Raw genomic sequence first — 17333 nt, forward strand, 5'->3', positions numbered from 1 at the left:
GTGATCGGGGTGGCAAGATCAAATCTCGGGAAACTGGCAGAGCTGCGTAAAAATCCTTGTGAAAATTCAGGACTCTGCCGATAGTTGTCCCAATCAATTTTGAAATGAGGATGAACAGGCGTGACATATTCCAGACCGTCTTTTGCATCCTTGGTTGTCCTGTCTGCCGCCATCGCAGGTCTTGGCTTTGTGCCGGTTGCCGAAGCCAGCAACAATTTCTTGGACCCTCAGGGACCCGTCGCCGCCCTTCAGAAAAGCCACCTTTTACGGGCAACTGTTCTGATACTGGTTGCAGTTGTTCCGGTTCTGATCCTGGTGCCTTTGATTGCCATACGGTATCGAAGGCGAAAGGAGGGGCAGGCAGACTATCGACCGGAATGGGATTTTTCCGCCCGGTTGGAGTTTCTCATGTGGGGTATCCCGGTTGTTATTGTGGCCATCCTTTCATTCTATTTGTGGAAAGCCACCCACCGGCTGGACCCTTACGAGACCTCATTCGGAGAAGAACCGGCGCTGAAAGTGCAGGTTGTTGGTCTCGACTGGAAGTGGCTGTTCATCTACCCCGATCTTGGCATCGCCAGCGTCGGTGAGATGGGGCTCCCGGTCAACCAACAGGTGGCTGTCACACTGACAACAGATACGGTGATGCAGTCCTTTATGATCCCGGCACTGGCCGGGCAAATCTATGCCATGCCGGGGATGACGACCAAATTGCACCTTGTCGCCGATAGGCCCGAAACAATGCAGGGCGAAAATACGCAGTATAACGGACGTGGCTTTACCAAACAGAAATTCAAAGCCATTGCCATGTCGTCTCAGGAGTTCAATGACTGGGCCGAGAATGTCCGGGCAAACGGGGTTCCGTTGAGCGCTGAAACATACCGAACGCTTGCCATGCGAACGGACCGGGACGAGGTGCAGGCCATGTTGGGCAATGATCAGATGCCGACTGATGCGCTATATTTCACGCTAGCCGATGGTGATCTGTTTCAGTCGATCCTGCACCGCTATCACGGGGCCACACCCTTGCCTGCCGATCAGCAACCGGGCACTGCCGAATATGGTCAGGAGAAAACACAATGACCAATGTCGAGACTGGTTTTTTTGGCCGTCTAAACTGGGATGCTTTTCCGATCACCGGGTTGATCCAGTCGCCCAACGCAAATGAGATCGTGGCAAATGCTGCCGCTGGGATCGTGATTGTGGGCGTCATTGCCGTTGTGGGGCTGCTGACATGGTTTCGTCTGTGGGGGCCGCTGTGGCGTGACTGGCTGACCAGCGCCGACCACAAGAAGATCGGCATCATGTATATCGTCTTTGCCATCGTGATGCTGGCGCGGGGAGTTCTGGAAGGCGTTGTCATGCGCGCCCAGCAAGCCGCAGGGCCGGGCGAAGGCTTTTTGGAAGCCGAGCATTTCGCCGAGCTTTTCAGTACCCATGGCACGATCATGATCTTCTTCGTGGCCGTGCCGTTTGTGTTCGGTGCCGCCAATTTCCTGATCCCGCTGATGATCGGCGCCCGCGACGTGGCATTCCCGGTGATGAACCAGATCAGCCTAGGCCTGACCGTGTCCTCGGGCATGATGCTGATGGTTTCCCTGGTGGTCGGAGAGTTCTCGACCGGGGGCTGGACGGCCTACCCACCCTTTACCGGTGCGGCCTTCAATCCCGGCGTTGGGCCGGATTACTGGATTTGGGCCATCGTAGTATCGGGGATCGGAACGACACTGACCGGGATCAACTTTGCCGTCACGATCTACAAGATGCGCGCGCCGGGGATGCAGTTCATGCGGTTGCCGATGTATTGCTGGACGATCATCTGCAGCTCGATCCTGATTGTCTTTGCCATGCCGCCGCTGGGTGTTGCGGCGCTGATGCTGGCCGCAGACCGGTACCTGGATTTCCACTTTTTCACCAATGACCTTGGCGGCAACATGATGAACTATGCCAACCTGTTCTGGCTGTTCGGTCACCCCGAGGTCTATCTGTTGGTCCTGCCCGCCTATGGTATCTATTCAGAGGTTTTTGCGACCTTCTCGGCCAAGCGCCTGTACGGGTACAACTCCTTGGTGATTGCAACGATGTCGATTGCGGTGCTGTCCTTCACGGTCTGGCTGCACCACTTTTTCACTATGGGCCAAAGCGCGCTGATCAATGCGGTGTTTGGGATTGCCACGATGCTGATCGCCATACCGACTGGCGTGAAAGTCTATGATTGGATGGCCACGCTGTTTCGCGGGCGTATCCGGTTCTCGGTCCCGATGCTCTATGGGTTGTCTTTCCTGATGCTGTTCGTGATCGGAGGGTTGTCGGGCGTCATCCTGGCCAATCCGACCATCGACTATCAGGTGCATAACACCCTGTTCCTGGTCGCGCATTTTCACAATGTGCTGTTGCCTGGCGTCCTGTTTGGCCTGCTTGCGGGATACAACTATTGGTTCCCCAAAGCCTTTGGTTTCCGCCTGAATGAAGGCTGGGGACGGATATCTGTCGCGTTGTGGACCGTTGGGTTTATGTTGACCTTCCTGCCGCTTTATTTTGTCGGCCTGATGGGGATGCCGCGTCGATCTTACAGTTGGGAAGACCCCAGCTTTCACCCCTATATGATCGTCGCCGTGCTTGGGTCTATGGTCATTCTCGCAGCGCTTCTGTCGATCATTGTCCAGCTTTGGGTCAGCATTCGAGACCGGGAAAAAACCCGCGTGCCGGTTGGCGACCCTTGGGATGGGCGCACGCTGGAATGGTCAATTCCGGCACCGCCGCCTCCGTATAACTTTGCAATCATTCCGCATGTGACCGACCGGGATGATTTTGCCGCCGCAAAAGAGCGCGGCAACGCCTATCCGTCCCTTGATGCCTATGAAGATATCCTCATGCCACGCAATACGGCGATCGGGTTCGGTCTGTGCGTGCTCAGCGGTATCTGGATGTTTGCCCTGGTCTGGTGGATCTGGTGGCTGGCTATTGCGACGACAGCCGCGATGTTGGCGGCTTTCATCGCCTGGACTTTCAGAACCGACACCGAAGAGGTTATTCCGGCCGAGCAGGTCCGCAAAGAGCATGAAGCCTGGCTTGATCTCGTGCGCGCATCGATTCCGGTCAATCGCGATCATGAATACGCGCCCGAGAACCGCGGCCTGGCCCGTCCCGATCTGGAGGCCACTACATGAAACGCGCGCCGACACACAGCTATCCGGGCCTAAACTTGGGCCGACGGCATCCGGGTGCCGACAAGGCCAGCGAAGTGGTCACCTTTGGGTTCTGGGTCTTTCTGATGAGCGATCTGGTCTATTTCGGCCTGATGTTCGCGATCTATATCACCATGATCGACGCGCAGGCGGGTGGGCCCGGTCCGCATGAGCTGTTCGACCTGACCAGCATTTTTGCCCAGACCCTGATCCTGTTGACCAGCAGCCTTACAGTGGGCCTTGCGATGCTGGCGTTGAAATACAACCTGCCACGGCCCCGTATCGTGCTTTGGTTCGCGGTAACTCTGGTTCTGGGTCTCAGCTTTCTGGTACTTGAGATACGTGACTTTCTGGCTATGGCGGAAAAGGGTGGCATTCCACAGCGCAGCGGGTTTCTGTCAGCGTTTTACGGGCTTGTGCCGCTGCACGGGCTGCATGTCGCTGCGGGGTGTCTGTGGTTGATCGTTCTGGGTATTCAGCTGCGTGTGTTTGGTCTAACCGACGTTCTGATGTCACGGGTGGTTCGTCTGGCCCTGTTCTGGCATTTTCTCGACCTCATCTGGATCGGCATAATCACGATCGTCTATTTCGGAGGGCTGACCTATGGATAGGCGCAGCGAAATGCACCGACGTGAACGCCGCCGATATGTGATTGGCTATGGCGGATCGCTGCTGCTGACACTTGCGGTCTTTAACATTGCATATACGTTCGGGATCGAGACCAAGGGCGTTTATTTGTCGATCGGTTTGTTGGGGCTGGCGCAGTTGATTGTTCAACTGGTGTATTTCCTGCATATCGACCGTCGACGCAGCAGCCGCGAGGACCTGGACCTGGTCCTGTTTTCCACGATGGTTCTATTGATCATCATTGTTGGGACGGTCTGGATAATGGGGAATCTGGCGGTGCGGATGCATACCTATCCGATGTAGGTCCGGCTGCACCGGATCAGCGCATCGCCATCAGCCCAAGCCAAAGCGCGCCCCAACACAGCAAAAGGCTCAGCGCGATATTCCCCGCCGCCGTAGCGATTGTGCGTTCGCGCCGCAGTTCCAGTGACTGGTAGGCAAAGCTGGAGAAAGTGGTGAAGCCGCCACAAAAGCCGAACACCAGGCGCTGTTCCTCCTGGCTGACGCCCGTCGGTCCGCCCAGATACCCGACCCAAAGCCCAAGCAACAGACTGCCAAAGACGTTCACGATCAGCGTTGCAACGGGCAGGTCATGGCGAATTCGAATGGCGATCCAGTGCCGCAGAACCGCGCCCAGACCTCCGCCTAAACCAAACATTGCATGCAGGTAGAGATCGCTCACTCTGACGACCTCCGCGGGGAAAAGCGACGCCCGGCGGTTTCACCCAAAATCGCCGCAAAAAGACCCGCCACAATTTCCAAACCCGCTGCGGATAGGGCAAGCCCGAAGCTGACCTCTGCCAGACGTTCCAATTCCGCGACAAATGAGGAAAACGTAGATAACCCGCCACAAAACCCAACCGCGCCCAAATGCAGGACGTGGGCATGCACCCGGTGCCGGATGGCGTATAACCAGCCAAGCACAAAGCATGCGGCTATATTGATGCCAAAGGTCTCGGTCAGGATCGGCAGGCCCGAGATCCCGAGCGACAACGCTTCTCTGACCAGTGACCCAGTCGCGCCACCCGTGAAAACGGCGCAGAACATGAGAGCCGTGGCCCATGCTGTTTGCGATTTTTTCACAGCCAATGATCCTGCCCGCGTTGCCCTGCCATCCGGGATACCGATTGGCGCGGCCGGGATCAACTGCGCATGGCGGATCACAAGTTTCACCATTTACGTGATTTCGGGCGTAAAGGCTTGCGTGCAATCGCGAATTTGTACCACGGTGACTCAGCTAACAGCCACAGTGGGAGAGCACGAATGATTATACGCAGACTCTATTACGTGTTGAGCCTCGTGTGCCTGCCACTGACAATCATGGCCGGGTTTTTCTGGCCCCCGGCCCATTGGCTGCTGCTTTTCCTGATCCCATACGCGGTGGTCGGGCTATATGATATCCTGACCACAAGGCATAACGTGCTGAACAACTATCCGGTTCTGGGGCATTTCCGGTACATGCTGGAATTCGTCAGCCCAGAGATACGGCAATATTTTGTTGAAACCAACGAAAACGGCCGTCCCTATAATCGCATCATTCGCAGCCTGGTTTATTCCCGTGCCAAAGGGCAGGTTGATACCCAGGCATTTGGAACCCAATACGACATCCAAACCGTTGGATACCACAGGGCCAATCACTCGCTTGCGCCCAAACAGGTGCCGGAAAGCGAAGAACGGGTGATGCTGGGCGGGCCGCAATGTTCCCAACCCTATAGTGCCTCGCGCCTGAACGTTTCAGCGATGAGCTTTGGGGCCCTCAGCGCCAATGCAATCCGAGCATTGAATGGTGGGGCAAAGGATGGAGGTTTTGCGCATAATACGGGTGAGGGTGGTCTGTCGCCGCACCATCTGGCCGAAGGTGGCGATATCATCTGGCAGATTGGCACTGGGTATTTCGGATGCCGCGCACCGGATGGCGGGTTCGACAAAGACAAATTCACCGAAAGAGCCAGGAACGAGGTCGTCAAGGCGATTGAAATCAAGCTGTCGCAAGGGGCCAAGCCCTCGCACGGGGGGGTGTTGCCTGCGGCCAAGGTGGATGAAGAGATTGCGCAGATACGCGGTGTTCCCCTGCATCAGGACGTGATCTCTCCGCCAATTCATTCCGCATTTGACGGACCTACCGGCTTGATGAATTTCGTTCAGAATCTGCGCGAGATGTCGGGTGGCAAACCTATTGGGTTTAAGTTGTGCATTGGTCGTCCGTCCGAGTTCTTAGCGATATGCAAAGCCATGCTGGAAACAGGCATCCTGCCTGATTTCATCACCATTGATGGTGCCGAAGGCGGCACGGGCGCGGCCCCTGTAGAATTCACCAACCGGTTGGGCATGCCTTTGAACGAGGCGTTGATTTTCGTGAATAACTGTCTACGCGGTGTGGGTTTGCGCGATAAGATTCGCATAATTTGCTCGGGCAAAGTCGCCACAGGCTATGACATCATCGAGAAATGCGCGCTTGGGGCCGATATGTGTAATGCGGCAAGGGCAATGATGTTTGCAGTGGGATGCATTCAGGCGCTTCACTGCAACACAAACCGATGCCCGTCCGGCGTGGCCACACAGGATCCGGTACGAGGCCGCGCTGTGAATGTTCCGCAAAAAAGACAACGGGTACATCGCTATCACGACGCGACATTAGAGAGCTTTCGCGAGTTGCTGGGCGCCATGGGCAAGGAAAAGGTCTCCGAACTTCACCCTTCGGACATCCTTCGGCGTACTGCAGATGAAAGAGATCGCTCTTATGCTGAACTCTATTTGCATCTTGAAGAAGGCGCTTTGCTGAAGGCTCCGCTTCCGGATGAATATGCAGAGGACTGGAATCGCGCATCGGCGGATCATTTCTGATTTTTTTGTGTGCATTGCCAAGGATTGATGTTTTTGGTTCGTCTTACCCATTGTGATGCGCATGAAAACATCGGATGAGAATCTGGCAAAGGCCGCTGCTGCAGGGGACGCTGATGCGTTTGCCACGCTATTGGCACGCCACTACGACACGGTCTTTCGGTTGGCTTTTCGACTGACAGGACGCGCGGATCAGGCCGAAGATCTGACGCAGGATATATGCGCCGCCTTGCCGTCAAAGATCGTAGGTTTTCGTGCCGAAGCCCGGTTTACGACATGGTTGTACCGTGTTGTTGTCAATGCAGCCGAGGATGCACGCCGTCGCGCGACCCGTTACACGCGGGCGGCCCACGGCTGGGGGTATGTGGAACAGATGCGCCGGGCCGAGGTGCAGGAAACGGCCGAGGCTGTCGATTGGTTGCAACGGGCCATGCGGTCCCTGCCGCAGGACTTGCAAGACACTCTGGCCCTGACCCTCGAGGATGAGATGACTCATGCAGAAGCTGCAGAGGTGCTGGGTGTTTCCGAAGGGACAGTGTCCTGGAGGATGTCAGATATCCGCAAACGGCTGCGCGCCTTGCGGCAAGAGGAACTGGCACAATGACCGATGAACTGGACAAGCTAAAGATGCTGATGGACGCCGCCACGCCGACCCCGGATGCGTCGCGGCGGATTGAAAATCTGAGCCAGGCGCAAAAAAAATTCGATAATATCCAAGGATCGACCTCTGCGCGACGTCCCACTGTCAAGCGCGGCCTCATAGCCCGCCTGACAGAAGGAGCGAAAGCCATGTTGAATGCCCTCTCTTATCGCGGTGTCCTGACCGCTACCACCGCAGTTGCTGCTGTGGCTCTGATTGTGATCTTGCCGCAGACGCGCGACGAGGTTGTTGCGCCACTGCCCTGGTCCGAGGACCGCGCCGACGCACGGCAGGAGTCTGACCTATTGGTGGCGGATATGCCCGAGGCCAATCTCGAAGAACCAGTTGTTGAGGCGCCTGTTGTGATTGAAGAAACAATCGAACCTTCCGCCAAGAGGCAGGGGGCCGTTGCGCAGCTGGGGGCTGCGGACCTTTTACAGCGCGCGCCGGCATCGGCGGTCGGGAAATTTGACCTTCAACATGAGACTGTTCCCGCGCCGGAACAGAATACCGAAACTTTCGCCAACGCGGACAGCAACTCGCTGAAGATCACGACGGACGAACCGGTTTCGACTTTTTCGATTGATGTAGATACCGCCTCTTACGCCATTGTTCGGTCGTCTTTGATGAATGGCCATCTGCCGCCCAAGGATGCGGTGCGGGTTGAAGAGATGGTGAACTATTTCCCCTATTCCTACCCGGCGCCTGATGGGGCGGAACCGTTCCGTTCTACGATCACCGTGACACCGACGCCTTGGAATGAGGGGACGCAGCTTGTTCATGTCGGCATCCAAGGGGTCATGCCCCAGATCGAAGACCGTCCTCCATTGAACCTGGTTTTCCTGATCGACACATCGGGCTCAATGCAGGATGCTAACAAATTGCCGCTGCTGAAACAGTCTTTCAGGTTGATGCTGTCTGAACTCAGTCCGGAAGATCAGGTTTCGATCGTCACCTATGCGGGAAGTGCCGGGCAGGTTTTGCCACCGACCGCGGCAGCCGAAAAGACGACCATTCTCTCAGCCCTCGACAGGCTCGAAGCCGGTGGCTCGACAGCGGGGCAGGCCGGGTTGCAGCAAGCCTATCAAGTGGCAGAAGGTATGGCTGCGGACGGTGAGGTGACCCGCGTAATTCTGGCCACCGATGGCGATTTCAATGTGGGTCTGTCAGACCCTGATGCCCTGAAGGATTTTATCGCCCGCAAGCGCGACAGTGGTACATTCCTAAGCGTTCTGGGTTTTGGCCGAGGCAATCTGGACGATGCCACCATGCAGGCTCTGGCCCAGAACGGAAACGGGCAGGCGGCATATATCGATACGCTGGTTGAGGCGCAAAAAGTATTGGTCGATCAACTTACCGGGGCGCTTTTTCCCATCGCCAACGACGTCAAAATCCAGGTCGAGTTCAACCCGTTACAGATCGCTGAATACCGTCTGATCGGTTATGAAACCCGATCCCTGCAGCGCGAGGACTTTTCAAATGACAAAGTGGATGCTGGTGATATTGGAGCAGGTCACACTGTAACGGCGATCTACGAGGTCACGCCAGTTGGTTCCGATGCGATCAGAAACGGCCCGTTGCGGTATGCTGAACAATCCATATCGGATGATTCAGCGGAAATTGGTTTCTTCAAAATGCGTTACAAGCTTCCTGGTGAAGATCAAAGCAATCTGATGGAGCAGCCTATTTTACCCGGACAAGGGACAGTCACGGATGACATCCGCTTTTCCTATGCGATTGCAGGATTTGGTCAGTTGCTCCGGGGCGGAGAATATCTTGGCGGCTGGTCCTATGCGGATGCCATTGATCTGGCCACGCTGTCCCGAGGTGAGGATTCTTTCGGATATCGGGCTGAAGCTGTCACCTTGATGCGTCTGGCCCAGACGCTGGCTGAGTAAGGCCCGGGCTTGGGAGAAACTAGAATGACCTAGGGTTGTTGGCTGTATGGGTACTAATTCTACGAATGCTCCATTCGACAGCATCCCGCATGGTTTTACCCAGAGCAACGTCAAAGGCAGTAACCAGATCTTCGGTCTGGTTACTTTTGGCAATTACGTTCTCTTGGAACGAATTCGATGCGATGATTTTGTCGTCGAACTCGTCCACGATCTTGATATTCATGCGAACTTCGACGCGTACGGTCGAGCTTTCACCATCCTGGTTAACGACAATGCCCTGAAACTCGCGTAGATCGGGAACAATCACATAATCCGGACGAAGCCCCACGGTCGAACGACCCACGGCGGATACCCGTCCGCTGTTTTCATAGCTTTCGACCAAAAGAGCCTGGACGATCAGCGGCGCGCGATCCACCCATCTGGCACGCGGCAGATATTGAACCTGCAAAGGTGTCGGCTGAACTGCAATTTGATCGGTATTTACCGCGGCAGTCGCGGTTGGCTCTTGGACCACGATCTGTTTCTGGATGCGCGGCAGCGAAGAAGAAAACGTGCTTTTGGGTGTCAGCAGATAGAGATCATTGGGTTCTGAGGCCTGCCGCAGCGTTTCCAGTCCGGTACACGCCCCCAAAGACGCCAAAACTGCGGTCATTATCAAATGCCTGATCATTGACGATACTCCGAGGCTTGGGTCCCAAGAAGGAAACGGGCGGGGTCGCGTTCAACTTTGTCCACCAGACGATCGAGGCTGATCACCAGTCGTTGGGATTCTTCTATGAAACGCGTGAATTGTGGCAGGCCAACCCGCATGAAATCGGACAGTTGACGGCGATTGTCCTGAACGATGCCGTCGATCGTTCCCAAAAGTTCCGAGGCCGATTTGGACGCGCTGAGGATATCGGCTGAAATATCATCAAGCCTGTCTGTCACTTTCGTCACCGTGGACGCCACTTGGTTGGCGGCATTGCGGACATCATCCATGACGACGCCGATATCTTTGTTGATCACCTCATTGGCCGAGTCAAATGCGCGTTCAGCTGAGGTCAAAGTGCCCTTTGCTGTTTCCATCGCACCAGTGACGGAGCCAAGCGTTTTGTTTGCGTTCACGAAAGTCTCGGAAACCGTGGCCAGCGCGACGCGCCCATCTTCGGTCAGGACCGTAAGGTGGTCTGCCAGGGTCGAGGCCCGTTCGATGAAGGGCTGCAGATCCTGCTGCATGATGCGATCTGCTGCGTCAAAAGTATCTTTTGCGCTGTCTAGGGCCGATACAGCCGTGTCGGATGCGGTTTTCAGGCTATTTAATGTATTTGTTCCGGCTTCCAGCGTTGTTTCTGCGGTGTCTGCCAATTTTTCGAGGCGTTTTGAGAAGGCTGAAATTTCTTTAGCTGCGCCACCCAAATCTGAGGACAAGTTTTCGAAATCTGCAAGGGTTTTGTCCAACCTTCCGGTGGCCGAAGATACGTTCTCCAGAATCTGAGATACCTGCTGGCGGTTCTTGTCATCCACCACCTTGTCGATATCCTCGATCAGCGTAATCGCCTTTTCCAACAGTTTAGGGGCACCTTCGAACAAGGACTGGATGGTGCTGCGTTTGCTTTTGATAAGGCTGTCCTGCTCTAGTCGTTTGGCCGATGCCGAACCTCCGGTCAGTTCCACATAGCTGACCCCGGTGACCCCAAGCGATTGTAACTGGGCGACGGTATCCTCGGTCACCGGGATACTTGCGTCTACTTCAATGCGGACGCGCACTTTGGATGGGTGCTCGTCATCCAAGTTAAGGGAGATTACCTGCCCGACTGGCAGTCCGTTGTAACTGACGCCACCTGCCGCAGACAGGCCGGAAACATTGTCGAACAGTACATTGTAATAGGCGTATTGCCGGGAAACCTCGAATTTGGCCAGCCATAGAAAAAAGCCAAACGCACCCAGTATTCCAGCCAGGGTGAATGCACCGATCAGGATATAATTTGCTCGGGTTTCCATGGGTGTTACCTGTCCTGACCCTTTTTTTGTGCTGCGCGCGCCCGGGGGCCGGTGAAATATTCTTGGACCCAAGGATGATCGACTTTGGTCATCTCTTCAATCGGACCATCAACCAGAACACGTTTTTCTGCAAGAACTGCGATCCTGTTGCAAATCGCATAAAGGCTATCCAGATCGTGCGTGACCATAAACACAGTCAGACCCAGCGCTTGCTGGAGCTCGCCAATCAGGTCGTCATAAGCAGCGGCGCCGATGGGATCCAAACCGGCCGTTGGTTCATCAAGAAATACGATCTCAGGGTCCAGCGCCAGCGCGCGCGCCAAAGCGGCACGTTTGCGCATCCCGCCCGACAGTTCGGACGGGAATTTTCCACAGCTCAGCTGCGGCAATCCGACCAAGCTGATTTTCAGCCCGCCAAGCGCCGACATAAGGCTTTCACTTATTCCTGTATGCTCGCGCAGAGGGGCTACGACATTCTGCAACACGGTGAGCGACGAGAAAAGCGCGCCGTCCTGAAAGGCGACGCCCCAGCGGCGTTCGATGCGCCGCCTCTCTTGTTCGGGGCCGTTCAGGACGTCGACGCCCAGAACTTCGATGCTTCCCGCAGCCGGCTTGTTCAGGCCGACGATGGTGCGGAGCAAGACGGATTTGCCCGTGCCCGAGCCGCCGACAATGCCCAGTACTTCGCCCCGCCAGACATCCAAATTCAGATCCTGGTGCACGATCTGCGGTCCGAACCGGTTGGTCAGATTGCGGACCCGTATCACCGCCTCGCGCTGGGTGTCGCCAATCGGCATCTGTTCGCGGGTTACACCGTCCATTTCAGACCCCCAGTACCGAGAAAAAGATCGAGAACATGGCATCCAGTGCGATCACCAAGAAGATCGCCTGGACCACGGACGCGGTGGTTCTTTGCCCAACACTTTGTGCCGATCCTTTAACCTGTAAGGCCTGCCAACAGGCGATGATACCGATGACCAGCGCAAAGAAAGGTGCCTTGATCATACCGATGGCAAATTGCCAGATGCCGGTGTTTTCCTTGAGGCGGGTCACGAACATTCCGGGGCTGACTCCAAGGTCGATCCAGCTCATAAGTCCGCCGCCAATCAAGGCGGCGATATCGGCGATGAACCCTAGGATTGGCAGCATGATCAGCAACGCCACAACGCGTGGAATGACCAGAACCTCGATCGGATCCAGGCCCAGCGTCCGCATGGCATCTATTTCTTCTTGCACCTTCATCGAGCCGATGGAAGCTGTAAAGGCAGATCCCGAGCGACCCGCAACAATGATTGCCGTCAACAAAATGCCCAGCTCACGGAGCACAGAGATCGAGATCAATTCGACCACGAATATCTCGGCCCCGAACTGTTTGAGCTGCGTGGCCCCCTGAAATGCTAGTACAACGCCGATCAGAAAACCCATAAGGGCAACGATCGGAATCGCTTTCAAACCGGTTTCTTCCATCTGCGATACCAGCGCAGCCCGCCGCAGACGCCGCGGCATCAAGATTGTGCGGACCAGCCGATGTAGCGTCAGGCCCAGAAACTCAAGCAACGACAAGCTGTCTTTCCAGCCACCAACTGTACGCTCGCCGACACGTGCCACCCAATCCAGAAAATCTGGCTTTCCGGGATCAGGGGCGGATTCGTCCGGCATGTTGCGGGAAACCGTTTCGATCAGCGCGGAATGCGCGGCGGTTGCACCGTGCAGCTCGACCTGCCCGCCGCTGGACTTCACCTTGCGGACAAGGCTGGCAATCAGCCAAGCCCCGCCAGTGTCGAGTGCCTTAACGCCTGTCAAATCAACTATGACCGTTCCGCCGTTGGGATGGAAATTCGCGAATTCACGCTCAACCATATCCAGAGATTGGGTGTGAAGATCACCCGATATCTGCAGGTGAACCTGATCCGTATCCAGGTCAGTTGTGAATGTAGGCGGGGTCATGGGGGTATCTGATGTGAATCTGCATGGTGCTGCAACGGGTTTTTGTCACGCTTCAAGTATTTAGCCATCAGGCGATGCAAGATGGCATTCATCGCAAGAATGATGGTGTGAGCTTGCAAAAGGCTTGTTTCGGCAACCAGTAGTGTTATTCTTTGCGCAGGTTTTTTGTTTGGTTATTATGGTTGTGTTCAATGTCTGATCATCACGCGAAGGTAGAAGTCGAAATTGGGTCCGAACGGGGCTTTGGTTACGTCTTCACCGCAGTCTTCTTAATTATCGCTTTTTGGCCCTTGTGGGGCGGAGGGTCGGTGCGCCTGATCCCAATGGTTATCGCTGGGGTTATTCTGGCTTTGACAGTTTTTGCACCCGCTACTCTGAAGGTGCCGAACCGGCTTTGGTTCAAACTCGGCATGCTTTTGGGTGCGATTGTGGCCCCAATCGTCATGTTTTTGGTGTTTATCACTACGTTTGTCCCGTTTGGGCTGGTTACGCGCCTGTTGGGAAAAGACCTGCTGTCACAGAAACTGGACAGTTCATCAGATAGCTACTGGATTGTTCGTGAAGAGCAGCCCGGCAGCATGAAACAGCAATTTTAACAAGGGAGTACCAGGCGTGACATTCGTATCCGAGCTCTGGTCATTTATGAAAGTCAGAAAGAAATTCTGGCTGTTGCCCATTCTGATCGTTTTGGGTGTGTTTGGTGGATTGATCGTGTTGAGCCAAGGCTCGGCGATTGCACCTTTCGTCTACACGTTGTTCTGATCACATGGCATACATTTTAGGTATTTCGGCGCTGTATCACGACAGCGCAGCGGCGTTGCTTTGCGACGGCAAGATCGTTGCGGCCGCGCAGGAAGAGCGTTTTACACGGCGCAAACACGACCCCGGATTTCCGGTAGAAGCCATCAATTACGTGCTGGCCGAATCGGGGGTTGCGCTTGAAGACGTCGACAATGTGGTTTTCTACGACAAACCGTTTCTAAAATTCGAACGGTTGATCGAGACTTACATTGCGGTGGCGCCACGCGGGTTCAATTCCTTCCGCATGGCAATGCCGGTCTGGCTGCGAGAGAAGCTGTTTCTCAAGGATCTGCTTGCAAAGCAGCTTCGCAAAATCGACCCGGAATTCGATCTCGAAAAACTGCTGTTCGCCGAGCACCACATCAGTCACGCGGCCAGTGCGTTCTATCCTTCGCCTTTCGAAGACGCGGTCGTGCTGACTGTCGATGGAGTCGGAGAATGGGCAACCACCACCGTGGGTATTGGTCGCGGCAATGAGCTGACCATGGTGAAAGAGCTGCATTTCCCGCATTCGCTGGGTCTGCTGTATTCTGCATTCACCTATTACACCGGGTTCAAGGTGAATTCTGGTGAATACAAGGTCATGGGCTTGGCGCCCTATGGCGACCCCAAATACAAGGATCTGATCCTTGAGCATCTTGTCGACCTGAAAGAGGACGGTTCGTTCCGCCTGAACCAGAAGTATTTCAATTATACAGCTGGTCTGACCATGACGAGCAAAGCGATGGAAGAGCTGTTCGACCAACCGGTTCGAAAAGCCGAAACCGACCAGCTGACGCAGTTCCACATGGATATTGCCGCCTCGGTTCAGGCCGTGACCGAAGAGATCATGCTGCGGATCACTCGGGACCTGGCGAAAGAGCATGGTATACGCAACCTCTGCATGGCCGGAGGCGTTGCTCTGAACTGTGTCGCGAATGGCAAAATCCTTCGCGATGGCGCCTTCGACAATGTTTGGGTGCAGCCCGCAGCGGGTGATGCGGGCGGGGCGCTGGGTGCTGCCTATGCGGCCTGGCATCAAGAGCTAGCGCAGCCGCGGCAAGTGACCTCGGGTGATCAGATGCTGGGGGCCTATCTTGGTCCGCGTTATGAAGATGACGACATAGCGCAAGAACTGGCGGCGGCCGGTGCGAAGTTTTCCACCTATGAAAATGGTGAGTTGATTGACCAGACGGCGCAGGCGCTGGCTGACGGTAAGGCCGTTGGTTGGTTCCAGGGGCGGATGGAATTCGGGCCGCGTGCGTTGGGTGCCCGCTCCATTCTGGGCGATCCACGGTCAGCTTCGATGCAGAAAACGCTTAACCTGAAGGTCAAGTATCGCGAAAGCTTCCGCCCATTTGCCCCATCCGTTCTGCGCGAAGACGTAGCCGATTGGTTCGAACTGGATGGCGATAGCCCTTACATGTTGATCGTGGCGGATGTGCAGGAAAAAATCCGGCGCAAGATGACCGAGGAAGAAGACGCTCTGTTCGGGATTGAAAAACTGAACGTCAAACGATCTGACATCCCTGCTGTGACCCATGTTGATTATTCTGCCCGTATCCAGACAGTCCACCAAGAGACCAACCCAGCCTATCACGCGCTGATTTCAAAGTTCAAAGAACTGACCGGATGCTCTTTGGTGGTGAACACTTCATTCAATGTGCGCGGCGAACCGATTGTGTGCACGCCCACCGATGCGTTCCGCTGTTTCATGGGAACGGATATCGAGGTCCTGTCCATCGGGAACTGCCTGTTGCGTAAGGAAGATCAGGATCCCGCACTTAGGGAGAATTACGAGACAAAATACGAGCTGGACTAATCTGTTGCGCAAGCGGCGGAACCGCGACACAGTCTGCCCCTGAGACCTATTTGGTGGAATCGGGGGCAGGGAATGCGGCAGCGCGGAAATGTCTTGTTTGTCGTGATTGACCAGCTTCGGGCAGATTGTCTGACCGGCGCGCTGGCCGAGCATGTCAATTTGCCTAATTTGCGCGCTTTTATGGACGAGGCCGTAACGTTTCAGCGCCATTTCTCGGTTACTAACCCTTGTGGCCCGTCGCGTGCGTCCATCCTGACCGGGCAATATGCGATGAATCATAGATCGGTTCGCAATGGAACGCCTTTGCGGCACGACACGCCAAACATCGCAAGCGAGATGCGTAAGGCGGGATATCTGCCCTTGCTCTACGGGTATACCGACACCTCGGCTGACCCACGGGTTTACGATGCCAATGACCCGATCCTGAAATCTTACGAACGTCCCATGGAGGGGTTTGAAGAAGTCGTGGAAATGCGGCTTGAAGAATCTTATCCCTGGCGCGCCGACTTGCTGAAAAAAGGTTATAGGTTCGACACATACTGGGATCTGCACAAACCTGTTTCAACCTCAGGTGAGCCGTCCAAATTGAACGACCCGGCGGTGTACCGCGCCGAAGACAGCGACACCGCCTTTTTGACCAATGCTTTTCTGGACAGTATCGCGGCCTTCGGCGACCAAAGCTGGTTTGCGCATCTGACCTATATCCGGCCTCATCCTCCTTTGGTCGCACCCGCTCCCTATAACGATATGTACGATCCCGTCGCGTTGCCGGGGCCGGTTGGTCATGTCAGCCCAGAAGATGAACAGGCAATACACCCGTTTTTTGGACCAACGATGGCGCGGTATTCGGCTTCGGATTTCGTTTTGGGTTTTGATGAGGTGCAACCCTCCACGGCCAATATTCAGGCGCTGCGCTCTGTTTATCTGGGCCTTGCAACAGAGGTCGATTATCATATCGGCCGCGTTGTCCAGTTTCTCAAGGACAGCAATCAATATGATGAGACATTGATCGTAATCACAGCTGACCACGGTGAAATGCTGGGTGATCGACATAGCTGGGGTAAGATGACCGTCTATGACGCAGCTTATCACACGCCTTTGCTGATCCGGATGCCAGGCAATCAGGCGCAGGCCGGAGCCGTGGTGACGGCACCGACCGAGTCGATTGACATCACGCCAACCATTTTGGATTGGGTGGGCCAGAGTATCCCGAATTCTATGGATGGGCGGTCTTTGATGCCGTTTCTGCAGGGGCAGGGACCCAAGGATTGGCGAAGCTTTTCTTTCAGCGAGCTTGATTTTGCCGAGCCGGAAAATCCAACCCTTTGGCAACAGGAATTGGGAACGGGTAGTAGCGATTCATGCCTGTCCATCTTGCGTGACGAACGGTTTACGCTGGTCGAGTTTGCGGCAAACCTGCCACCGCTTTTGTTTGACCACCTGCGTCGCGGCGAAATGGAAAACGTGGCGAGCAACCCGGAATACGCAACAGACCTGGCCAGGTTGGGGCGTGAGATGCTGCGGCACCGTATGCGAAATATGGACCATACGCTTTCCCTGCATTCCATCACCAAAGAGGGGCCAAAATCCAAGCTCAGGCATTAGTC

The 17333-nt window shown here is 55.4% G+C and carries 17 protein-coding genes; 11 read left to right on the forward strand and 6 right to left on the reverse strand.

The features are described 5' to 3' along the window. The first annotated feature begins 120 nt into the window (after window positions 1-120). Genes AC2FJ5_RS00945 through AC2FJ5_RS00960 form a run of 4 tightly spaced genes read left to right on the forward strand, consistent with a single transcriptional unit; the run spans window position 121 to window position 4118 of the window. Window positions 121-1083, forward strand: a complete 963-nt coding sequence (locus tag AC2FJ5_RS00945) for a cytochrome ubiquinol oxidase subunit II family protein (RefSeq protein ID WP_496749862.1) — start codon at window positions 121-123, stop codon at window positions 1081-1083. Then, the gene (locus AC2FJ5_RS00950; RefSeq protein ID WP_496792066.1) at window positions 1080-3170 is read left to right on the forward strand and encodes a cbb3-type cytochrome c oxidase subunit I; all 2091 of its coding nucleotides are present in this window, start codon (window positions 1080-1082) and stop codon (window positions 3168-3170) included. Before AC2FJ5_RS00945 ends, AC2FJ5_RS00950 begins: the two co-directional genes overlap by 4 nt. Next, complete coding sequence (locus tag AC2FJ5_RS00955; RefSeq protein ID WP_142639822.1) at window positions 3167-3799, forward strand: cytochrome c oxidase subunit 3; 633 nt, start codon at window positions 3167-3169, stop codon at window positions 3797-3799. Before AC2FJ5_RS00950 ends, AC2FJ5_RS00955 begins: the two co-directional genes overlap by 4 nt. After that, complete coding sequence (locus AC2FJ5_RS00960; protein WP_496792067.1) at window positions 3792-4118, forward strand: cytochrome o ubiquinol oxidase subunit IV; 327 nt, start codon at window positions 3792-3794, stop codon at window positions 4116-4118. The genes AC2FJ5_RS00955 and AC2FJ5_RS00960 overlap by 8 nt, the downstream gene beginning before the upstream one ends. A 16-nt stretch (window positions 4119-4134) precedes the next feature. Here AC2FJ5_RS00960 and AC2FJ5_RS00965 read toward each other — a convergent pair whose 3' ends face one another. Together AC2FJ5_RS00965 and AC2FJ5_RS00970 are read right to left on the reverse strand one after the other, a co-directional pair. Continuing rightward, window positions 4135-4497 (reverse strand): fluoride efflux transporter FluC, encoded by a 363-nt coding sequence (locus tag AC2FJ5_RS00965; RefSeq protein ID WP_496698343.1) that lies wholly within the window; start codon window positions 4495-4497, stop codon window positions 4135-4137. Beyond that, complete coding sequence (locus AC2FJ5_RS00970; RefSeq protein WP_496792068.1) at window positions 4494-4991, reverse strand: fluoride efflux transporter FluC; 498 nt, start codon at window positions 4989-4991, stop codon at window positions 4494-4496. Before AC2FJ5_RS00970 ends, AC2FJ5_RS00965 begins: the two co-directional genes overlap by 4 nt. A gap of 87 nt (window positions 4992-5078) precedes the next feature. Between AC2FJ5_RS00970 and AC2FJ5_RS00975 the strand changes: the two genes are divergently transcribed. The 3 genes from AC2FJ5_RS00975 to AC2FJ5_RS00985 all read left to right on the forward strand — a co-directional run bounded on the left by AC2FJ5_RS00975 (window position 5079) and on the right by AC2FJ5_RS00985 (window position 9194). After that, on the forward strand, window positions 5079-6659 hold the full coding sequence (locus tag AC2FJ5_RS00975; protein WP_496792070.1) for an FMN-binding glutamate synthase family protein: 1581 nt from the start codon (window positions 5079-5081) through the stop codon (window positions 6657-6659). Window positions 6660-6720: 61 nt separating this feature from the next. Continuing rightward, window positions 6721-7260 carry an RNA polymerase sigma factor gene (locus tag AC2FJ5_RS00980; protein WP_496702421.1) on the forward strand — a complete coding sequence of 180 codons (540 nt, stop codon included), beginning with the start codon at window positions 6721-6723 and terminating at the stop codon, window positions 7258-7260. Then, on the forward strand, window positions 7257-9194 hold the full coding sequence (locus AC2FJ5_RS00985) for a vWA domain-containing protein (RefSeq protein WP_496705039.1): 1938 nt from the start codon (window positions 7257-7259) through the stop codon (window positions 9192-9194). Before AC2FJ5_RS00980 ends, AC2FJ5_RS00985 begins: the two co-directional genes overlap by 4 nt. Before the next feature lie 19 nt (window positions 9195-9213). Here AC2FJ5_RS00985 and AC2FJ5_RS00990 read toward each other — a convergent pair whose 3' ends face one another. Genes AC2FJ5_RS00990 through AC2FJ5_RS01005 form a run of 4 tightly spaced genes read right to left on the reverse strand, consistent with a single transcriptional unit; the run spans window position 9214 to window position 13124 of the window. Next, complete coding sequence (locus AC2FJ5_RS00990) at window positions 9214-9846, reverse strand: ABC-type transport auxiliary lipoprotein family protein (RefSeq protein WP_246097221.1); 633 nt, start codon at window positions 9844-9846, stop codon at window positions 9214-9216. A 14-nt stretch (window positions 9847-9860) separates the two neighbouring features. Then, window positions 9861-11177: an MlaD family protein gene (locus AC2FJ5_RS00995; RefSeq protein WP_271949005.1), complete on the reverse strand. Its 1317-nt coding sequence runs from the start codon at window positions 11175-11177 to the stop codon at window positions 9861-9863. 5 nt (window positions 11178-11182) lie between these two features. After that, the gene (locus AC2FJ5_RS01000; protein ID WP_271949003.1) at window positions 11183-11998 is read right to left on the reverse strand and encodes an ABC transporter ATP-binding protein; all 816 of its coding nucleotides are present in this window, start codon (window positions 11996-11998) and stop codon (window positions 11183-11185) included. Between the two features lies 1 nt (window position 11999). After that, a complete protein-coding gene (locus tag AC2FJ5_RS01005; RefSeq protein WP_496691555.1) occupies window positions 12000-13124 on the reverse strand; it encodes an MlaE family lipid ABC transporter permease subunit in 1125 nt (374 codons plus the stop codon). Window positions 13125-13315: 191 nt separating this feature from the next. Between AC2FJ5_RS01005 and AC2FJ5_RS01010 the strand changes: the two genes are divergently transcribed. The 4 genes from AC2FJ5_RS01010 (at window position 13316) to AC2FJ5_RS01025 (ending at window position 17331) form a co-directional block, all read left to right on the forward strand. Next, on the forward strand, window positions 13316-13720 hold the full coding sequence (locus AC2FJ5_RS01010) for an SxtJ family membrane protein (RefSeq protein ID WP_496792071.1): 405 nt from the start codon (window positions 13316-13318) through the stop codon (window positions 13718-13720). Between the two features lie 16 nt (window positions 13721-13736). After that, entirely contained in the window at window positions 13737-13886 is a 150-nt protein-coding gene (locus AC2FJ5_RS01015) for a DUF5989 family protein (protein ID WP_142636421.1), read from the forward strand. 4 nt (window positions 13887-13890) lie between these two features. Then, the gene (locus tag AC2FJ5_RS01020) at window positions 13891-15726 is read left to right on the forward strand and encodes a carbamoyltransferase family protein (protein ID WP_142636420.1); all 1836 of its coding nucleotides are present in this window, start codon (window positions 13891-13893) and stop codon (window positions 15724-15726) included. Window positions 15727-15798: 72 nt separating this feature from the next. Beyond that, a complete protein-coding gene (locus tag AC2FJ5_RS01025; protein ID WP_496792072.1) occupies window positions 15799-17331 on the forward strand; it encodes a sulfatase-like hydrolase/transferase in 1533 nt (510 codons plus the stop codon). Window positions 17332-17333: the final 2 nt, after the last annotated feature.

The organism is Ruegeria sp. CDSA221 (genome assembly GCF_059611825.1).